The organism is Mesorhizobium sp. L2C066B000, assembly GCF_000502335.1.
Taxonomy (GTDB): domain Bacteria; phylum Pseudomonadota; class Alphaproteobacteria; order Rhizobiales; family Rhizobiaceae; genus Mesorhizobium.
In genome coordinates this window covers 255,053-272,708 of sequence record NZ_AYWZ01000004.1, presented here as the reverse complement: position 1 = coordinate 272,708, position 17,656 = coordinate 255,053, and the positions used below count along the sequence as shown (strand labels likewise).

Genomic DNA, 17,656 nt, shown 5'->3' with positions numbered 1-17,656 from the left:
TTATCGCCGGCGGGCGGACATTTGCCGGCGGGGAAAATCGTCGGCCGCGAGCGGAAGGCCTCGTCGCCGCGAAATTCAAGCGGGGTTCAATCTCGACGCGAAACGCTCTAAGAGCAGGCCGAAAGATACTGTGCTCGATAGATGGAATGACGAATGCGACTGGGCGGACGGCTGGCGGCAGCCATTGAAGTGCTGGACGACATTGGCCGGCGCCACCGGCCGGTGGCCGATGCGCTGAAAGATTGGGGCCTGTCGCATCGCTTTGCGGGCGGCGGCGACCGCGCGGCGATCGGCAACATCGTCTACGACGCGCTGCGCCACAAACGTTCCGCCGGCTGGCTTTTGGGTGAAGACACGCCCCGCGCCATCGGCTTCGGCGCGCTGCTCATCGAATGGGGCCAGACGCCGCAATCGCTTAACGATGCGCTCCAGGGTGACAAGTTCGCGCCGCCGCTGCTCAGCGCCGCCGAGTTGCAGGCGCTGGCCGAGCGCCGGCCTGAAGACGCGCCGGAGGCGGTGCGGGCGGACATACCCGACTGGTGCGCGCCGCTCTTCGAACGATCCTTTGGCGCAGACTGGGTTGCGGAAGGGGCGGCTTTGGCGACCCGCCCGCCGCTCGACATCAGGGTCAATACGCTGCAGTCCGACCGCGCCAAAGTGCTGGCGGAACTCGCCGAAACCGGCGCCAAGGCAGCCGCTATCGCGCCACAAGGCATTCGCATCCCGCCCATCGACGGCGACGGCAGGCACCCGAACGTACAGGCCGAGCCGGCCTTCCAGAAAGGCTGGTTCGAGGTCCAGGACGAAGGCTCGCAGATCGTTGCCGCCCTTGCCGGCGCGCAAGCCGGGATGCAGGTGCTCGATTTCTGCGCCGGCGCCGGCGGCAAGACGCTGGCGTTGTCGGCGGCGATGGCCAACAAAGGCCAGGTCTTCGCCCATGATGCCGAAAAAGCACGGCTGGCGCCGATCTTCGACCGCCTCCGCCGTTCGGAAAACCGCAACGTCCAGGTTGTCACCAAGCCGGCTGAGCTCAGCCCCCTCGCAGGCCACATGGACATCGTGCTGGTCGATGCGCCCTGCACCGGCAGCGGCACCTGGCGGCGCCGTCCAGACGCCAAATGGCGGCTGATGCAAAGACAGCTCGATGCCCGCAAGGGCGAGCAGTCGGCGATCCTCGATGCGGCGAAGGCCTATGTCAAACCGGGCGGCCTGCTAGTTTACATCACCTGTTCGGTGTTCGACGAGGAGAATGGCGAGCAGGTCGCCGCCTTTCGCGAACGGCACAAGGGCTTCGTTCCGGTCGATCATCGCGCGCTTTGGGATGCCAGCTTCCCCGGTCACGCAGCGGCCGCCCGGATCGGCAAGACAAGCGATATCTCGCTGTCGCCGGCTCTGAGCGGCACCGACGGCTTCTATTTCTGTGCGCTGCGTCGGGCGAATTGACGCTGCGATTGACAGACTGACATAGCGCTCCAGTTGCAGATGCGCGGCGTCGCCCGCCAGACGGGGTAGAATTCTTGCAAAGATATGTGTCGCTTCTGCTTTTCCTCCTTCTGGTGCTCGGCGGCGGCCTGTTGATCGGCTATGCGACGTTGCCGGGTGAATGGTATGCCTCGCTCGCCAAGCCGCCCTTCAACCCGCCCAACTGGGTCTTCGCGCCGGCCTGGACGCTCCTTTATGTCCTGATCGCCGTAGCCGGCTGGCGGACATGGGAGCGGGAACGAGCAGGCGCCGCGATGAAGATCTGGGCCCTCCAGCTTGTTCTGAACTTCGCGTGGTCGCCGACTTTCTTCGGCGCCAAACAGATGGGGCCGGCACTGGTAGTGATCCTGGCTCTTCTCGCCAGCATTGCGCTGTTCATAGCCACGGTGTGGAACCGCGACCGGGTTTCCGGCTGGCTGTTTGCGCCCTATGCCGCGTGGGTAGCCTTCGCCACCTTGCTCAACGCGTCGCTGCTCCTGTTGAACTGAGTGCTTTGCTGCAGTGCAGCAAAAGCATTTGCGTGGCGTTCAGGCGTCTGCGATAAGCTTTGCAGATAAATCAGGGCGATGGCCATGGCAGCAAAGATCGTACCCGCACCCGATTATGAGGACCGCGTCAGGGCGTCGTTCGCGCGCCAGCAGGCGATGGCGACCATTGGCGCCGAGCTGACCCTTGTGACGCCGGGCATCATCGAGATCGAAATGCCCTATTCCCAGGCACTGACCCAGCAGCACGGTTTCCTTCATGCCGGGGTGATTTCGACGGCGCTGGATTCGGCCTGCGGCTATGCCGCATTTTCGCTGATGCCGAAAAATTCCGGTGTGCTGACCATTGAGTTCAAGGTCAACCTCCTGGCGCCCGGCCGGGGCGAACGCTTCCTGTTCCGCGGCTCGGTGACCAAGCCCGGCCGCACCATCATCGTCGCCGACGGCCAGGCCTACGCCTTTGCCGCCGATGGCGAGGCCAAGCTGATCGCGACCATGACCGGCACGATGATGACGGTGGTTGGCCGTGACGGGATAGCAGGCTGATGGCCAAAATTACGCGAATTGGTGGCAAGGACGTCCTCTTCGTCATGGCGGCGCAGGCCGAGTACGGTCCGCATCTGCAAAAACTGTTCACGCCGCTGATGACGGGCGTCGGCCCGGTAGAGGCAGGTGTGCGGCTCGGCGCCGAACTGTCATGGCTGAAATCCGAGAAGGCGTTGCCCGATCTCGTCGTCTCGCTTGGCTCCGCCGGCAGCCGCACACTGGAGCAGACGGAAATCTACCAGGCGGTCTCGGTCAGCTATCGCGACATCGACGCTTCGCCACTAGGCTTCGAAAAAGGCGCGACGCCGTTCCTCGACCTGCCGGTGACCGTCCCGCTATCATTCAGGATACCGGGCATTAAAGAAGCCAGCCTGTCGACCGGCGGCGCCATCATCACCGGCGCCGCCTACGACGCCATCGCCGCCGATATGGTCGACATGGAAACCTTCGCCTGCCTGCGCGCCTGCCAACTGTTCGCCGTCCCTCTGATCGGCCTGCGCGGCATATCCGACGGCGCTGCCGACCTCAGGCATGTCGGCGACTGGACCGAATACCTCCATGTCATCGACGAGAAGCTGGCCGATGCGGTCATGCGCCTCGAACAGGCCATCGGCTCCGGCACGCTACACAAGGAGCAGCCTGGGCAAGAGCCGGCAGCGCTCTGAAAGTCGGGCTACGCACCCCATTGCGCCGACTCGTTTCTTTCTCTAAAGGCTCGCCATGACGACAGCCAATCATCCCGATACAGTCCTGGCCGACACCGTTCTCATCATCGATTTCGGCAGCCAGTTTACGCAGCTCATCGCCCGCCGCATCCGCGAGGCCGGCGTGTTTTCCGAGATCGTGCCGTTCCAATCGGCCGAAGCTGCCTTCAAGCGCATCAATCCGAAAGCCGTGATCCTGTCGGGCGGTCCCGCCTCGACATCGGACATCGGCAGCCCGCGCGCGCCGCAGATCGTCTTCGATGCCGGCGTGCCGGTGCTCGGTATCTGCTACGGCCAGATGGCCATGTGCGTGCAGATGGGCGGCGTCGCCGAAAGCTCTAACCATCGCGAATTCGGCCGCGCCTTCGTCGAGATCCAAAAGGACAGCCCGCTGTTCGAAGGCCTGTGGGCGCCCGGCCAGCGTCACCAGGTGTGGATGAGCCATGGCGACCGCGTCATCTCGCTGCCCAAGGGGTTCGAAGTCTTCGGCAAGTCGGAAGGCTCGCCTTTCGCCATCTTCGGCAACGTCGCGCGCAAGATGTACGGCATCATGTTCCACCCGGAAGTTGTGCATACGCCGGATGGCGCCAGGCTGCTGAGAAACTTCGTGCACAACATCGCCGGCCTCGAAGGCGACTGGACGATGCGCGCCTATCGCGAGCATGCGGTCGAGACAATTCGCAAACAGGTCGGCAAGGGCAAGGTGATCTGCGCGCTGTCGGGCGGCGTGGATTCATCGGTCGCTGCCTTGCTGATCCACGAAGCGGTAGGCGACCAGCTGACCTGCATTCTTGTCGACCATGGCCTTATGCGCAAGGACGAGGCCGCCGGCGTGGTGGCGATGTTCCGCCAGCACTATAATCTGCCGCTGGTCCTTGTCGACGCGTCGGAAAAATTCATCTCCGCGCTGGAAGGCGAGTCCGACCCCGAGACGAAGCGCAAGACCATCGGCCGGCTGTTCATCGAGGTGTTCGAGGAAGAGGCCAAGAAACTCGGCGGCGCCGATTTCCTGGCCCAGGGTACGCTCTATCCCGACGTCATCGAAAGCGTCTCCTTCACCGGCGGCCCGTCGGTGACCATCAAGTCGCACCACAATGTCGGCGGCCTGCCTGCGCGCATGAACATGCAACTGGTCGAGCCGCTGCGCGAACTGTTCAAGGACGAGGTGAGGGCACTGGGCAAGGAACTCGGCCTGCCCGAAAGTTTTATCGGCCGCCATCCGTTCCCTGGACCAGGCCTTGCCATCCGCTGCCCCGGCGGTATCACCCGCGAAAAGCTCGAAATCCTGCGCGAGGCCGACGCCATCTATCTCGACGAGATCCGCAAGGCCGGCCTTTACGACGCCATCTGGCAGGCTTTCGCCGTGCTGCTTCCGGTGCAGACCGTCGGTGTGATGGGCGACGGCCGCACCTACGAATTCGTCTGCGCCCTGCGCGCCGTGACGTCCGTCGACGGCATGACCGCCGACTTCTACCACTACGACATGGCTTTCCTCGGCGCGGCGGCCACCCGCATCATCAACGAAGTCCGCGGCATCAACCGCGTCGTCTACGACGTGACGTCAAAGCCGCCAGGCACCATCGAGTGGGAGTGATTCAGGCCCACTCAAACGCCGCCGAAAACACGCCATTGTACGCCACAACCATTTGATAACACGTATAATCCATTCGCAGACAATCAGCGACAATCGGTGCGGAGATTGGATTTGACGGACCGGCTGACGGACCTTCCGCAAATTGCTAGCTCAGATTTTTCGAAGTACCGTCAGATCCAATGAGGCTCTGACGGTGTTTTTTGATGCCTTAAGGCACTGGAGATAAAACGAATGTTCTGCCGAAGAGCCTCGAAATTGTACTGACGGTACTTTTCAGGAGGTACCGGGGAATGCTGACGGACGTCGCCCTTAAAGCCCTGAACCAAAAGAGAAATCTGCAAGATTGCGGACCGTGACGGCATGTATGTTCGCGTCATGCCCAGTGGCGCGATCTCCTTTCGGCTGGACTACAGGCTCAACGGAGGCCGCGAGACGGTCTATCTTGGCAGGTATGGACGGGACGGAATCTCGCTTGCCTCAGCCGGGAGAAGTGTCTCGACGCGAAGCGCGCTATTGGCGAGGGACGGTCGACGGCGATAGAAGCGCCGAGTTGTGACCCCGATCTCCGGCCGACTTCAGCGCCGAAATGGCTACCAAACCAAAGCGATGTCCGGGCCTTCAAGGCCTCATCTATTCCGGCCAAGCCGGCCCGGAGCGCCGCATTCACTCACATCCCTTGAACCTGAGTGCAGAGTTGCCGCATCGAAGCCATTTGAGCAGCCGAGTTTGCGCCCGAACCCGTGCTGGTGCTGGCGGTCGTATCGCCAGCTGTATTCGAGGATCCCGACGTGCCGGTGGTTGTACCCGAACCAGTGCTGTTGCTCGCCGTGGTGTTACTGCCGGTCGAACCCGTGCTGCCTGAGGTTCCGGTGGTTGCGCCAGAGCCGGTGCTGTTGCTGGCCGTGGTATTACTGTCGATCGAACCCGAGTTGGCTGATGTGCCGGTCGTTGCGCCAGAGCCGGTGCCGTTGCTGGCCGTCATTCTCGAACAGTCGGAGCGAACCTGTGCCTGTTGTGCAGAGCTCAGGGACGACCAGTTCTTGCGGATCTCATCCTGCGACAGAAGTCTTCCCGAATTGGCGTCGCTGAAGAATGAGCCGGAGAGCTTGCTGTCCCAGCCGCTCGGGATACCGCTTTGGCCGGAGCCGGACGTAGAGCTCATACCCGACCCGGCCGATGAGCCGGACGTTCCGTTCGTGCCGCTGGATGTTCCCGACGACTGCGCCAAGGCCGCGGTGGCGAGACAGAGAGAGATCGCTGTAGCTGTCAAAATCTTACGTTTCATGTGAGTCTCCTTTGGGGTTCGACGCCGTTGCGGCGTCGAATCCTAACCCCGAGGAAAGGCACTTGTTCCTGTAAAGAGTGGAATTCAATGTCATGATCCTTGTGCACCAGCCTTGGGTCTCCAATGCGATGCCGGAGCGCCTCAAGGACGACTGACGCCTCAGGCGAGAGCTGTCCGCCCACTGGGGTGTTATAGGCGATATGCAGAGCGCTTCCCGAATGGTTGGGTGCCACCATCGGGTAATTGCGAGGCAGGTTCCATTTGGTTCGGTAATCGTCCGGATTCATGCCCAGTCGGCCAAGGTGCGAACTGCGTCGGGTCTCGGTTAGAGACAGGAGGGTGGCCTTTGCCGCGGCGTATAGCTCGACATGCGGAGCTCGTCTCGACCGCGCACACTCAATACGTTTACGATGACGCCGCCAGATGTCATATGAGCGAATGCCTTTCGGGCGAAATAAATTGCGCCCAGCAGGTCGACGCTCAGCACCTTCAGCCAGAACCGCGCTAGTGAGCCTCAAGGGTTTAAAGATTACCAGGCCGGCGCGTTGTTGACGATTATTACCAACCTGCCGAACGCGTGAGCGCAAGTCGACAGCACCGTGATAGCGGTCTCCCGGAGCGCCCCTTGTCGAACCGCATGCGCGCCTTCTGGACCTTGCCTCCACCCACGTCGGCTCACCCGTGCACCTTCGGTGCCCAACCGCATGGCGATGGCCAGTCCAATCCCGCTTGCAGCACCGGTTACGATTGCAGTCTTGCTATCCAGGCGCATCAGGTTCGACCTCTTTCTGGGGAGCAGCAAGTGGTTCAGTCCAGCCTTCAGCGACCCGATCCACGCTCAGCAGGCTGCGCGCATAATTCTGTTGCGCGCGAACAATGGCATCGTCCTGCTGTGAGGGAAGAAAGACCGGCAAAGCAAGGCAGACACTTTGTGTGGCCAGCAGCTTGTTCCAGTTCGCGATCAGCGCCTTGAAAGCGCGCCCCACCGCCCTCGGATTTCGGTCGAGGTCATAGAGGCCGAGCGGATTGATCCGTCCGTTGTTCTCCCGAAGCGCACTGTCCCAGTCCACCTGATCCGTCAGCGAGTACCAGGTGAAGCCTACGATGGGGATGCCATCGTTGCGGATCCGCAGCACGTTGGCCCACTCTTTCCACAGCCAATAGACGGCTTCGTCTCCATTGGGGCCTTCGCTGATGTTGGTCTCCGTATGCATTACGGGAAGCCGGTAGCGGTTGAAGTACTGCCGCGTGATCTCGTCATAGCCAAACACCTCGCCGGACCCGGACGTCGTTCCGTCTGCCCAAACCCTATGTTCGTTGGTCTGATAATAGTCGGTGCCCATCACGCAATGCCTGCGCAGATGGCTCTCCAGGAAGAAACTGTATTCTTCGGCCGTCATCCCGTTTTCGAGAAGATAGCGATAGGTGTGCGCGTCCACGTCATGACCGTAGTTGAGGTCAAGCGACAGGAAACGCTCGCTGTTGAACCGTTCCGCTCTGCCGACCGCCTCGGGAGAATCGGCGTGGAAGTATTCCGAGGATTCGCTCTGAATGAAGATGGCGTCCGGCCGCACCTCGAGAATCGCCCGCATGGCAAGCACGTTCGCCTTCACGATGTGCTTGAGGGCGGTGACGAAAGCAGTGTCGCTGCTCAGTTGTTCGTTCCACCATCCCCAGCGGGCCGAAAAGGTGGCGCAGATGAACATCTCATTTATTGGGGTGAAGAGCTGGATCCACGGATAGCGCATCGCGAAATCCCTGGCGTAGTGCTTGAATAGTGTCGGAAAGTCCGGGTTCTGGAAGTTGCCAATCCAGTCCGGCACGCCAAAATGGCAAAGGTCGACGATCGGAAGAATGTCTTTCGCCTTCAGGTCCGCGAAGGTCTCATCGGCGAATGCCCAATCATAACGTCCGTCACCCAGCCATGTTTTGTGGATGGGAGGTCCGTAGCGGAGGAAATGCACCCCGAGATCCTGGACCAGTTCGAAGTCGGTGCGCCATCGTTCGTAGAAGCGGCATTTTTCCATTTCGTCGACGCGCTCCCGGCCTTGTCGAATGGTGGGGGTGCTGTTCTCGATGCCGGTGGCAAACATGAACGTGAACATTGATGGTCCTTAGCCAAGGCGGAGATGCCCGCGCTTGGTCAAACGTTCAGTGCTCGACGCAGTTCCTGCAAGACTGCTTGTCAAGTTCGGTGGGCGCCTGACAACCACGTGCCTGCAAGTGCTATTCACAGTCGGTTGACCGTTCGTTGCGAAAGGCAACGGCACATGGCGGAAAAGCCTTCGAACCGGCTTTTTGCCAAAGCCGGAGAATGGCTGGTCGAGAAGGTTCAGCGGCGATTTCTCCAGCCTCACCCGGCCATTCGGAAAGATGGCGCTACGCTCGTGATTGTGAGCAGGGGCCACCCAGGCATAGGCGGGTCGAGATTGGCGGAATTCTATCCCACGGTTCAAGCGAGCAGCTTGCGCCGAATATGATCGGACTATGCTGGACGGAGAGGTCGGCTTCGGGCCAGCCCAGTTGCCGTCAAACGGGTCTTTGCGAGTTAAGGCGGTATGGTAGTTATCCACGTTTGCAAACTGCAAACGGACGTTCCGCTGCCGGCCCCATTTGAGCCATTCACTGGGACGCAGACCCGCGGTACATCACCGATATTCTCGAAGCCAATAGTTGGTCTCGTTCATCGTCCCATGGTTCGACAGACCCATACGAGAGAATACGAGAGATATGGACCGGCGAACCATCCGCTGTATTGATCTCCTGTAGAAAACAGTGCCCCTCAGAGACTAGCATGATCGTTATTTGTCAATGCGCTGCGAAGCTGTTCGCCCAATTGATTCAAGAAGCTGATCCAGCCACTCCCTGACCGCATTTATCTTCTGCCGAACGGCAGCACCGCGCCTGAATCCTGCCTCCGGATCAATGTTCGCGTGCGCAAAAACGGCCGCTCGCGAACATACATTGACAGGTCCAGTTCCGAATAATAAGTTCGGTCATAGAACGAATTAACGGGAGTTCAATGTGACTGACCTGCCGCGCATATCCCGTCAGTTCTCACAGCGCTCCGTGATGGAAGCGATCGTCCAGGGCGGGCCGATCTCCCGCGCCTCGATCGCCAAGCTGACGGGCCTGTCGAAGCAGACCATCTCCGAAATCATGCGCGGGCTCGAGCAGGAGGGCTGGGTCCAGGAAACCGGCCGCACCAGCGGCCATGTCGGGCGCACCGCCGTCACCTACGAACTGGTCCACGACGCAGCCTATATCATCGCCGTCGACCTTGGCGGCACCAAGGTGCGGGTCGCGCTGACGGACCTTGCCTGCCAGATCTTTGCCGAAGCCGCCACACCGACCGACCCGCGCGGCGGCCAGTTCGTCGTCGATCAGATTGCAGCGCTGGCCTTCGATGCCGCGGCCAGACAGCACGTCGCGCGCAAGAAGATACGCCTGGCCGTCATCGGCGCGCCTGGCGCTCCTGACCCGGCCACCGGCCGCATTTTAATGGCGCCGAACATTGCCGGCTTCGACACAATGAATGTGCTGGATGCCTTCGAAGAAGCGCTCGGCGTCGCGGTGATGATCGAGAACGACGTCAATCTCGCGGTGCTTGGCGAGAACTGGCTCGGCCAAGGCCAGGGCATCGACAATCTCGCCTACATCGCGCTCGGCACCGGCATCGGCAGCGGGCTGATGCTGGGCGGCCATCTGGTGCGGGGTGCTGGGCACGCCGCCGGCGAGATCGGTTTCATGCCGATCGGGGCCGATCCCTTCACCGAGGAATCACTGCGCACCGGCGCATTCGAACGCGCGGTGGCCACCCACGCCATGACCGATCGCTACCACGCTCTCACCGGCAGGCAGGTCTCGGTGCCGGCAATATTCGAGAATGCCGCGCTTGGCGACAAGGACGCGCTCACCGTGCTCGACGAAACTGCCCGCCATCTGGCGCAAGGCGTTGCGGCAATCGCGGCAATCGCCAATCCAGAAAAGTTTATCCTCGGCGGCTCGATTGGGTTGCGGCCCGAAATCCTGTCCAGGGTGCAGGCGCTTCTGCCGCTATGCTTCCCCTATCCGGTCAGGGTCGAGGCGAGCGAACTCGGCGCACGCGCAGCCCTCATTGGCGCGGCGGCAATCGGCCTTGGCCAGTTGCACAACACGCTGTTCGGCGTCGACGCGCCTGATGGCCGGATTTCGCTGCCGCCTGCCCAGGCCGCCGCCCTGAAGGAGGCCGCGATATGACTCACGATATTACCGCCCGCCTGCAGGCAGCGCTCGACCGCGACGACGCACTAACGCTGTTTCGCCGCGCCATCGGCCGAGAGAGCATCACCGGCAACGAAGCCAACTTCGTCGACTTCCTAGAAGCCAGGATGCGCGACCTTGACCTCAGCGGCCTGACCAGGACGGAATTTCTTCCCGGGCGGCCCAACATCTGGGGCGAGCGCAAGGGGGCCGACCAGGGAAAGCGCCTGCTGTTCATGGGCCATACCGACACCGTCCATGTCGACGGCTGGCGCGAGCATTGGGCAGGCACCGAGCGTGAGGATCCGTTCGCCGCCCCGATCATTGATGGTGCTGTCTGGGGCCGCGGCTCAGGCGACCTCAAGGCCGGCATCACTGCTTCGCTGGCGGCACTCGCGCTACTCGACAAGGCAGGCGTTCGCCTCAAGGGCGACGTCGCCTTCGCTTTCATCGGCGACGAGGAGAGCGGCCAGCCCGGCACCGGCATTTCCGCCGGGATCAAGCACTTCGTCGGACGCATCGAGACCGGCGAGGTCACAGCACCCGATTTCAGCGTCTATGTCGAGCCGACCCGCCTGGCCGTTTATGCGGCGCAGATCGGCTTCTTCATCACCGATATCTCGATTACCGGCAAATCCGCCTATTTCGGTGTGCCAGAACTCGGCAAGGATGCGCTCCGTGCAAGCCATGCCGCGATGACGGCGCTTTGGAAGCATTCGGATGAGGTCGCCGCGCGCGCCGAGCACAAACTGGTCGGGCGCGGCTTCCTGCTTATCACCGGGCTTGCCGGCGGCGGCTACATTGCCGTTCCCGAGCGCTGCACGCTCTCGCTGATCCGTAAGCTGTTGCCTGGCGAAGACCTCGACACCGCCGCCGCCGAGATCGAGGCTGCCGTGCGCGGCGCGATCACCGATCCGGATATTTCGGTAGAGTTCGCCTACCCCGCCGGCCGCGACCACAGGCTGGGCGGCACCGCTGCCGAGATCGGCGAAACGCGGGCGGAAGTCGCCATGCTGTCCGACGCGATGGCCGGCGCAATGAGCGGACGCGGCGTCATCGAGGGCGCACCGTTCTGGTCGGAGTCCCCCTTCATCATCAATCAGCTCGGTATTCCTGCCGTCTATTGCGCGCCCGGCGACATCAGGAATTGCCACACATTCGAGGAGCACGTGGATGTCGAGGAATATTTCGCCGGCATAGTCGGCTTCGCCGCCTTCATGGCCCGCTATTGCGGCGTGGCCGACTGAACCACCAACGAAGCAAAATGGGAGAACTGACATGCCGATGAAGACACTGATCGCCGCCGCCTTTGCCGGCGGATTGATGCTTGCCGCCAACCCAGCTTTCGCACAGACGGTCGGCCCGCAGGGCGAGAGCGCCACGCCGAGCGCCGACGTGATCCTAAGCGATGCCGACATCGCCGCGCTCAAGGACAAGGGCTACAAGGCTGCCTTGCTCTGGCACACCTCGTCCGATTTCACCAATGCGGTAACCGCCGGCGCCACCGACGAATTCGCCCGCGCCGGTATCACCATTGCGGTCAAAACGGATGCCCAGTTCGACTCCGCCCGCCAGCGCAGCGACATCGAGACGGCGTTGGCCGCAAAGCCCAACGTCATCTTGGCGCTGCCGCTCGACCCGGTCACCTCGGCAGAAGCCTTCCGCCAGGCGGTCAAGGACGGCACCAAGCTGGTGTTCCTGTCCAACTTGCCCAAGGACTACAAGCAGGGCACCGACTACGCTTCGATCGTGACTGACGATCTATTCCAGATGGGCAAGCAGGCTGCGGACGCGATGGCCAAGGCGATCGGCGGCAAGGGCAAGGTCGGCTACATTTTCCACGACGCTGCCTACTACGTCACCAACCAGCGCGACCAAGCCTTCAAGACCACCATCGAGAAGGTCTATCCCGACATCAAGATCGTCGCCGAACAGGGCATATCCGACCCGGCCCGCGCCGAGGAACTGGCCAACGCGATGCTTTTGCAACATCCCGATCTCGACGGCATCTACGTGACCTGGGCCGAGCCGGCCGACGGCGTGCTGTCGGCGCTACGCGGCGCCAGCAACGCCAGGACCAAGATCGTCACGCTCGACCTCGCCGAGCCGGTCGCGCTCGACATGGTCAAGGGCGGCAATGTCGCAGCCCTCGTCGCCGACAAGGCCTATGAACTCGGCCGCGCCATGGCTGCTTCCGGCATGAAGTCGCTGCTTGGCCAGCCGACACCAGCCTTCGTCGTCGCCCCGGCCCTGACCGTCACCAAGGAGAATGTCGCGCAGGGCTGGAAGGACTCGCTCAACCGCGACGCGCCGCAGCCGGTGCTCGACGCGTTCAAGTAAGGCTCTCGCTCCGGCGCGGCCCGCCGCACCGGAGCTTTTCTTCGACAACAAAAAGGGGAATCGGGACATGCGCATAGCATCTGCAATCATAACGACGGTGGCGAGCCTGCTAGCCATGCACGCCTTCGCCGCCGAAGGCGTCACCACAGGACCGAATGGTGAAAAGCCGGTGCCGGCGAGCAGTCTTACGCTGACGCCAGCCGAAGAGCAGCAGATCAAGGACGGCAAGTTCACCGCCGCCCTCGTCTGGCACGAGATGAGCGAATACACCAACGCCGTCAATGCCGGCGCCCATGACGAATTCAAGCGCCTCGGCATCGAGGTGGTGGCGCAGACCGATGCCGGTTTCGACGCCGCGCGACAGAAGGCCGATATCGAGACGGTGATGGCCAAAAAGCCGTCGATCATCCTGTCGCTTCCCGTCGATCCGGCGACTGCAGCTTCGGTCTACGATCCGGCACGACAGGCCGGCGTCAAGCTCGGCTTCGTCGACAATTCCCCGGCCGGCTACAAGCAGGGCAGGGACTATGTCACCATCGTCTCCGACGATCTCTTTCAGATGGGCAACAAGGCCGGCATCGCCATGGCCGAGGCGCTCGGCAAGAAAGGCAAGGTCGGCTACATCTTCCACGATGCCGACTTCTACGTCACCAACCAGCGCGACCAGGCCTTCAAGAAGACCATCGAGCAGGACTATCCCGATATGAAGATCGAGGCCGAGGCCGGCATGGCCGACCCGGCGCGCAGCGAAGACATCGCCCAGGCGATGATCACCCAGCATCCGGACCTGGACGGCATCTATGTCACCTGGGCCGAACCGGCGCTGAGCGTGCTTTCGGCCTTGCGCGGTGCCGGCAACACGCACACCAAGATTGTCACGCTCGACCTCAATGAGCCTGCCGCGCTCGACATGGTCAAGGGCGGCAACATCGCGGCCCTCGTCGCCGACGAGGCCTACAGCATTGGCGTGACGCTGGCGCGCGCCTCGGCAGGTTCTCTGGTCGGCAAGAAGGCCGAACCATTCTATGCCGTAGATTCCATCGCCGTCACCAAGGACACGGTGAAGGACGGTTGGAAGAAGTCCCTCAACAGGGACGTACCGGCGGCTATCGCGGACGCGGTGAAATAGGCTCGAGGCGAAGCGCTCACCACCGGAGGAATAAAATGTCCAGTGCCAACACCAGCGCCGGTAGCAGCTTCGTCAGCCGCTTCAATCTGCAGCAATATGTCGTCTACCTCGGTTTCCTGGCGATCTTCCTGTTCTTCGCCATTGTGCTGAGGGACAGCGGCTTCCTCACCGTCCGAAACTTATCGAACATCGTGTTGCAGACGACGCCGGTGACGATCATGGCCATCGGCCTGGTCTTCGTCATGTCGGCCGGCGAAATAGATTTGTCGATCGGCTCGATCGTGGCGGTGGCGGCCCTTGCAGCCGCCGTCACCATCAACGCGTACGGCATGCCGGCAGGGATAGTCGCCGGCCTCGGCGCCGGCCTGCTGATCGGCGTCATCAACGGCGTGCTGGTGGCGTATGTCAGGCTGCCCTCCTTCCTGGTGACGCTGGCGACGCTCGGCCTGTTCGCCGGCGTTTCGCGTTCGATGACAGACCTTCGCTCGATCTCGGTGACCAACGAAGCGTTCACCGGCTTCTTCGGTTCCGGCTCGCTGCTCGGTGTCCCCTCACTCGTCTGGTGGTCGGTGATTGCCGTGGCCATCGGCCACCTGGTGTTCCGCGAAACCCGTTTCGGCGCGCATGTGCTGGCGACCGGCGACAATGCCCGCGCCGCAAGCGTATCGGGCATCAGCGTGCCCAGGATCAGGCTCGCCGTGCTGACCATCAGCGGCGGGCTCGCCGGTCTTGCCGGCTTGCTCTATGCCGGTCGCCTGCAGGCGGCGAAATATACTCTCGGCGAAACCGACCTGATGACGGTCATCGCCGCCGTCATCGTCGGCGGCACGCTGCTCAATGGCGGCAAGGGCTCCGTGGTCGGCGCGCTGGTCGGCTCGTTGATGATGGGCATGCTCAACAACGGCCTGATCCTGATGGGCCTGTCGGTCTCCGACCAGATGATCGTGCGCGGCCTCATCATCCTGACCGCAGTCGCCGTGTCGCTGCGCGAAAAGAACCGCTGAAGGAAGCCATCCATGTTTCTCGACATTTTGCGCCGCCGCAACCCCGCCTTCATCGAATCAGCTATCCGGTTGCACCAGCAAGGTAAGCTGCCGGCCAATGCTTATGTGCTCGATCTCGACACGGTTGAGGCCAATGCGCGGGTTCTCAAGAGCGAGGCCAACCGCAACGGCCTGAAGATCTTCGCCATGACCAAGCAGGTCGGCCGCTCCTCGTCGTTCTGCCGGGCTGTGATGCGCGGCGGCATTGACCGCGCGGTCGCCGTCGACATGGCTTGCGCCCGCGCCACCCACAAGGCAGGCATGAAGCTTGGCCATCTCGGCCATCTCCAGCAGGTCGCAAAATTCGAAGCGGCGGCTGCGGCGAAAACCTTCAAGCCGGACTACTGGACCGTGTTCAATGATACCAAGGCTGGGGAAGCGGCAACAGGCGCCAAGGCGGCCGGCTATGTGCAGCATCTGCTGGCCCGCATCGCCGCCGAAGGCGATATCTTCTATCGCGGCCATGAAGGCGGTTTCAATGCCGCCGACATTATCGATGTCGCCGACCGGCTGGATGCCGTCGAAGGCGGCCGTTTCGCCGGCATCACCACTTTCCCTGCTCTGCTGTTCGACCATGCTTCGCGAAAAGTGCTGCCGACCCCCAATCTGGCGACGCTCGCGAAAGCTGCGGAAGCGCTGGCTAAGGCAGGCCGCAAGGACATTGAGATCAACGCGCCGGGCACCACGTCGAGCGTTATGCTGGCGGCACTCGCCGAGGCCGGCGCGACGCAGTGCGAGCCCGGCAATGGACTACATGGCACCACCGCGCTGCATGTCATGGAAGATTTGCCGGAGCTGCCGGCGGTGCTCTATCTCGCCGAGGTCTCGCATCTCTCCGGCGGCAAGGCCTATTGCCTTGGCGGCGGCTTCTACATCGATCCGATCTTCCCCGACTACGACGTCAAGGCGATCGTCTCGGCTGAACCGACAACGGCAGGCTCGGCACTGCGCAGCGTCGAGGTGCCGCCGCCCTCGGCGATCGACTATTACGCCATGATCGATGCCGCCGGCGCGAACGCGCCGAAGCCTGGCGACAGCGCCGTGTTCGGCTTCCGTGGCCAGGCCTTCGTCACCCGCGCCCATATTGTCGGCGTGTCGGGCATTTCGACGGACAATCCGAAAGTGGAAACCATCGAGAACGGCTTCGGTGAACCCTATGCCTGGCCAGTCTAGGAGAAACACATGACGGTGAGCGCGCCCATCCTTCAGCTGCACGACATTCGCAAGAATTTCGGCGGCATCACCGCGATCGAGAGTTTTTCGCTCGAGGTTTTCCCGGGCGAGATCGTTGCACTCGTCGGCGACAACGGCGCCGGAAAGTCGACGCTGGTCAAGATCGTCTCGGGGGTCCACCCGCCCTCGTCCGGCACCATCGTCATCGAAGGAAAACCGGTGACGATGTCGAATGCCACCATGGGGCGCGCGCACGGCATCGAGGTCGTCTACCAGGACCTGGCGCTGGCCGACCAGCAGACGGTCTACATGAACATGTTCCTCGGCCGCGAGCCGCTGAACCGCCTCGGTTTGCTCGACCGCCGCCGCATGATCGACGAGACCGAGAAACTGGTGAAGGAACTGGACGTGCGCATCCCCTCCGCCCACGCCACTATCCGCGATCTCTCCGGCGGCCAGCGCCAGGGCGTTGCGATCGCGCGCGCCACGCATTGGGCAAGCAAGCTGATCCTGCTGGATGAGCCGACGGCGGCGCTGGGCGTTGCCGAAACCGCCCGGGTGGAGGCTATCGTCCAGTCGCTGAAGCAGCGCAATGTCGGCATCCTGATCATCAGCCACAGCCTCGACCAGGTCTTCAAGCTCTCCGACCGCATCTGTGTTCTCAGGCGTGGCAAGCAGATTGGAATTCGCGAGACCGCGAAGACCGATAAGAACGAGATCATTGCCATGATCACCGGCCTGCAGCAGCAATAGCAGGAACCTCTCTGAGAGCCCCCGCCCGAGATCCGGATGTTGTCGGCAATCACGCGATCGATCAGCTTGTGCCGCGTGGTGATCGCCATCGGCCCGTCCTGGTCGTAGCTGCCTTGCCACTCCGGATGCGGCGCCAGCAGCGCTGGCACATACATCGTGTCGGCCGAAATCATGCGCTGTTCCTTGCCGTAGTTTGCGAGGTAGACCGAGTGGCCGGGCGTGTGGCCGGCGCAGCGATGATCTGGAAGCCGGGCGCGACTTCGGCGCCGTCATGGATGCTGCTGGAACTGCTGCGTCTGGTGAAGCTGCCTGCATCGCCTGAATTTCTCCAGGCGTATCCGCACCAGCTTTCTGGCGGCCAACAGCAGCGCGTTGGCATCGCTGTCCCAGTCTCGATTTGATAGGACCTATGCAATGTATGGCGGCGCCGACATCACCGTGCCGCCCGGCGGAGTCAAGCTGTCCGGTTTCGGTCGCGACAAGTCGCTGCATGCGCTGGACAGATACACCGTCTCAAAACAGCCTGGATTTCTCTCGGCTGCCCGTTTTTCGCTAAGCGCTGCCGAGGATGAAATCGGCGCAGCGGTCGGCGATCATGATCACCGGCGCGTTGGTTTTGCCGCTGATGAGACGCGGCATGATCGAGGCGTCGCAGATGCGTAGGCGCGGCACGCCGCGCACGCGCAATTGCGGGTCGACCACCGCCTGGTCATCGCTGCCCATCCGGCAGGTGCCGCAGGGGTGATAGACCGTTTTGGCGTGTTCGAGGATGTGGTCTGTTATGGACTGATCGGAAAGGTCGGCGGCCCCGCCCAGCGACAGCTCCTCGGCGATCACCGCCTGCCCTACGAAACCCGCTTCGAGGATCTGGAATATCTCA

At 62.4% G+C, this 17,656-nt stretch carries 16 protein-coding genes and 4 pseudogenes; 15 read left to right on the top strand and 5 right to left on the bottom strand.

Annotation, left to right across the window (positions count from 1 at the left end; translation table 11 throughout):
- Positions 1-153: 153 nt before the first annotated feature.
- The 7 genes and pseudogenes from X733_RS152580 (at position 154) to X733_RS152605 (ending at position 6,100) form a co-directional block, all read left to right on the top strand.
- The gene (locus X733_RS152580) at positions 154-1,443 is read left to right on the top strand and encodes an RsmB/NOP family class I SAM-dependent RNA methyltransferase (RefSeq protein ID WP_023681821.1); all 1,290 of its coding nucleotides are present in this window, start codon (positions 154-156) and stop codon (positions 1,441-1,443) included.
- Positions 1,444-1,517: 74 nt separating this feature from the next.
- A complete protein-coding gene (locus tag X733_RS152585; RefSeq protein ID WP_023818642.1) occupies positions 1,518-1,970 on the top strand; it encodes a TspO/MBR family protein in 453 nt (150 codons plus the stop codon).
- Between the two features lie 84 nt (positions 1,971-2,054).
- Positions 2,055-2,513 carry a PaaI family thioesterase gene (locus tag X733_RS152590; protein WP_023681819.1) on the top strand — a complete coding sequence of 153 codons (459 nt, stop codon included), beginning with the start codon at positions 2,055-2,057 and terminating at the stop codon, positions 2,511-2,513.
- Positions 2,513-3,178 (top strand): 5'-methylthioadenosine/S-adenosylhomocysteine nucleosidase, encoded by a 666-nt coding sequence (locus X733_RS152595; protein ID WP_031193243.1) that lies wholly within the window; start codon positions 2,513-2,515, stop codon positions 3,176-3,178. The genes X733_RS152590 and X733_RS152595 overlap by 1 nt, the downstream gene beginning before the upstream one ends.
- 55 nt (positions 3,179-3,233) lie before the next feature.
- Positions 3,234-4,811: a glutamine-hydrolyzing GMP synthase gene (guaA, locus tag X733_RS152600; RefSeq protein WP_023681817.1), complete on the top strand. Its 1,578-nt coding sequence runs from the start codon at positions 3,234-3,236 to the stop codon at positions 4,809-4,811.
- A gap of 290 nt (positions 4,812-5,101) precedes the next feature.
- Positions 5,102-5,353 (top strand): annotated as a pseudogene (locus X733_RS1000000170755) (Arm DNA-binding domain-containing protein); the annotation flags it as partial.
- Positions 5,354-5,551: 198 nt separating this feature from the next.
- Positions 5,552-6,100 carry a hypothetical protein gene (locus X733_RS152605; protein WP_023681816.1) on the top strand — a complete coding sequence of 183 codons (549 nt, stop codon included), beginning with the start codon at positions 5,552-5,554 and terminating at the stop codon, positions 6,098-6,100.
- Here X733_RS152605 and X733_RS1000000171440 read toward each other — a convergent pair.
- The 3 genes from X733_RS1000000171440 to X733_RS152610 form a co-directional block, all read right to left on the bottom strand.
- A complete protein-coding gene (locus tag X733_RS1000000171440; RefSeq protein ID WP_348524871.1) occupies positions 6,093-6,383 on the bottom strand; it encodes a MucR family transcriptional regulator in 291 nt (96 codons plus the stop codon). The genes X733_RS152605 and X733_RS1000000171440 overlap by 8 nt on opposite strands.
- 242 nt (positions 6,384-6,625) lie before the next feature.
- The gene (locus tag X733_RS1000000171305; protein WP_280790539.1) at positions 6,626-6,802 is read right to left on the bottom strand and encodes a hypothetical protein; all 177 of its coding nucleotides are present in this window, start codon (positions 6,800-6,802) and stop codon (positions 6,626-6,628) included.
- A gap of 52 nt (positions 6,803-6,854) precedes the next feature.
- The gene (locus X733_RS152610; RefSeq protein WP_023818641.1) at positions 6,855-8,201 is read right to left on the bottom strand and encodes a family 1 glycosylhydrolase; all 1,347 of its coding nucleotides are present in this window, start codon (positions 8,199-8,201) and stop codon (positions 6,855-6,857) included.
- 919 nt (positions 8,202-9,120) lie between these two features.
- Between X733_RS152610 and X733_RS152615 the strand changes: the two genes are divergently transcribed.
- From X733_RS152615 to X733_RS152645, 7 genes are all read left to right on the top strand, one after another.
- Positions 9,121-10,335, top strand: a complete 1,215-nt coding sequence (locus tag X733_RS152615) for an ROK family transcriptional regulator (protein WP_023681814.1) — start codon at positions 9,121-9,123, stop codon at positions 10,333-10,335.
- Entirely contained in the window at positions 10,332-11,585 is a 1,254-nt protein-coding gene (locus X733_RS152620) for a M20/M25/M40 family metallo-hydrolase (RefSeq protein WP_023667730.1), read from the top strand. The genes X733_RS152615 and X733_RS152620 overlap by 4 nt, the downstream gene beginning before the upstream one ends.
- Positions 11,586-11,616: 31 nt before the next feature.
- Positions 11,617-12,678, top strand: a complete 1,062-nt coding sequence (locus tag X733_RS152625; RefSeq protein ID WP_031193242.1) for a substrate-binding domain-containing protein — start codon at positions 11,617-11,619, stop codon at positions 12,676-12,678.
- A gap of 67 nt (positions 12,679-12,745) precedes the next feature.
- Entirely contained in the window at positions 12,746-13,807 is a 1,062-nt protein-coding gene (locus X733_RS152630; protein ID WP_023735717.1) for a substrate-binding domain-containing protein, read from the top strand.
- 35 nt (positions 13,808-13,842) lie between these two features.
- Positions 13,843-14,811, top strand: a complete 969-nt coding sequence (locus X733_RS152635) for an ABC transporter permease (protein ID WP_023818639.1) — start codon at positions 13,843-13,845, stop codon at positions 14,809-14,811.
- Positions 14,812-14,823: 12 nt separating this feature from the next.
- Positions 14,824-16,023, top strand: a complete 1,200-nt coding sequence (locus X733_RS152640) for an alanine racemase (protein ID WP_023818638.1) — start codon at positions 14,824-14,826, stop codon at positions 16,021-16,023.
- A gap of 9 nt (positions 16,024-16,032) precedes the next feature.
- Positions 16,033-16,776: an ATP-binding cassette domain-containing protein gene (locus X733_RS152645; RefSeq protein WP_023686849.1), complete on the top strand. Its 744-nt coding sequence runs from the start codon at positions 16,033-16,035 to the stop codon at positions 16,774-16,776.
- 23 nt (positions 16,777-16,799) lie between these two features.
- Here the strand turns inward: X733_RS152645 and X733_RS1000000170745 are convergent.
- A pseudogene (locus X733_RS1000000170745) lies at positions 16,800-17,053 on the bottom strand (MBL fold metallo-hydrolase); the annotation flags it as partial.
- Positions 17,054-17,057: 4 nt separating this feature from the next.
- Here X733_RS1000000170745 and X733_RS1000000169510 point away from each other — a divergent pair.
- Positions 17,058-17,171 (top strand): annotated as a pseudogene (locus tag X733_RS1000000169510) (peptide ABC transporter ATP-binding protein); the annotation flags it as partial.
- Between the two features lie 157 nt (positions 17,172-17,328).
- On the opposite strand, the pseudogene X733_RS1000000167970 reads toward X733_RS1000000169510, so the two are convergent.
- Positions 17,329-17,547: pseudogene (locus X733_RS1000000167970) on the bottom strand (GMC oxidoreductase); the annotation flags it as partial.
- Positions 17,548-17,656 lie beyond the last annotated feature (109 nt).

Coding starts and splice junctions, on each gene's coding strand:
- X733_RS152640 (WP_023818638.1), top strand. CDS start 14,824: ATGTTTCTCGACATTTTGCGCCGCCGCAACCCCGCCTTCATCGAATCA.
- X733_RS152620 (WP_023667730.1), top strand. CDS start 10,332: ATGACTCACGATATTACCGCCCGCCTGCAGGCAGCGCTCGACCGCGAC.
- X733_RS1000000171440 (WP_348524871.1), bottom strand. CDS start 6,383: ATGAATCCGGACGATTACCGAACCAAATGGAACCTGCCTCGCAATTAC.
- X733_RS152580 (WP_023681821.1), top strand. CDS start 154: ATGCGACTGGGCGGACGGCTGGCGGCAGCCATTGAAGTGCTGGACGAC.
- X733_RS152645 (WP_023686849.1), top strand. CDS start 16,033: ATGACGGTGAGCGCGCCCATCCTTCAGCTGCACGACATTCGCAAGAAT.
- X733_RS152610 (WP_023818641.1), bottom strand. CDS start 8,201: ATGTTCACGTTCATGTTTGCCACCGGCATCGAGAACAGCACCCCCACC.
- X733_RS152590 (WP_023681819.1), top strand. CDS start 2,055: ATGGCAGCAAAGATCGTACCCGCACCCGATTATGAGGACCGCGTCAGG.
- X733_RS152630 (WP_023735717.1), top strand. CDS start 12,746: ATGCGCATAGCATCTGCAATCATAACGACGGTGGCGAGCCTGCTAGCC.
- X733_RS152595 (WP_031193243.1), top strand. CDS start 2,513: ATGGCCAAAATTACGCGAATTGGTGGCAAGGACGTCCTCTTCGTCATG.
- guaA (WP_023681817.1), top strand. CDS start 3,234: ATGACGACAGCCAATCATCCCGATACAGTCCTGGCCGACACCGTTCTC.
- X733_RS152635 (WP_023818639.1), top strand. CDS start 13,843: ATGTCCAGTGCCAACACCAGCGCCGGTAGCAGCTTCGTCAGCCGCTTC.
- X733_RS1000000171305 (WP_280790539.1), bottom strand. CDS start 6,802: ATGCGGTTGGGCACCGAAGGTGCACGGGTGAGCCGACGTGGGTGGAGG.
- X733_RS152625 (WP_031193242.1), top strand. CDS start 11,617: ATGCCGATGAAGACACTGATCGCCGCCGCCTTTGCCGGCGGATTGATG.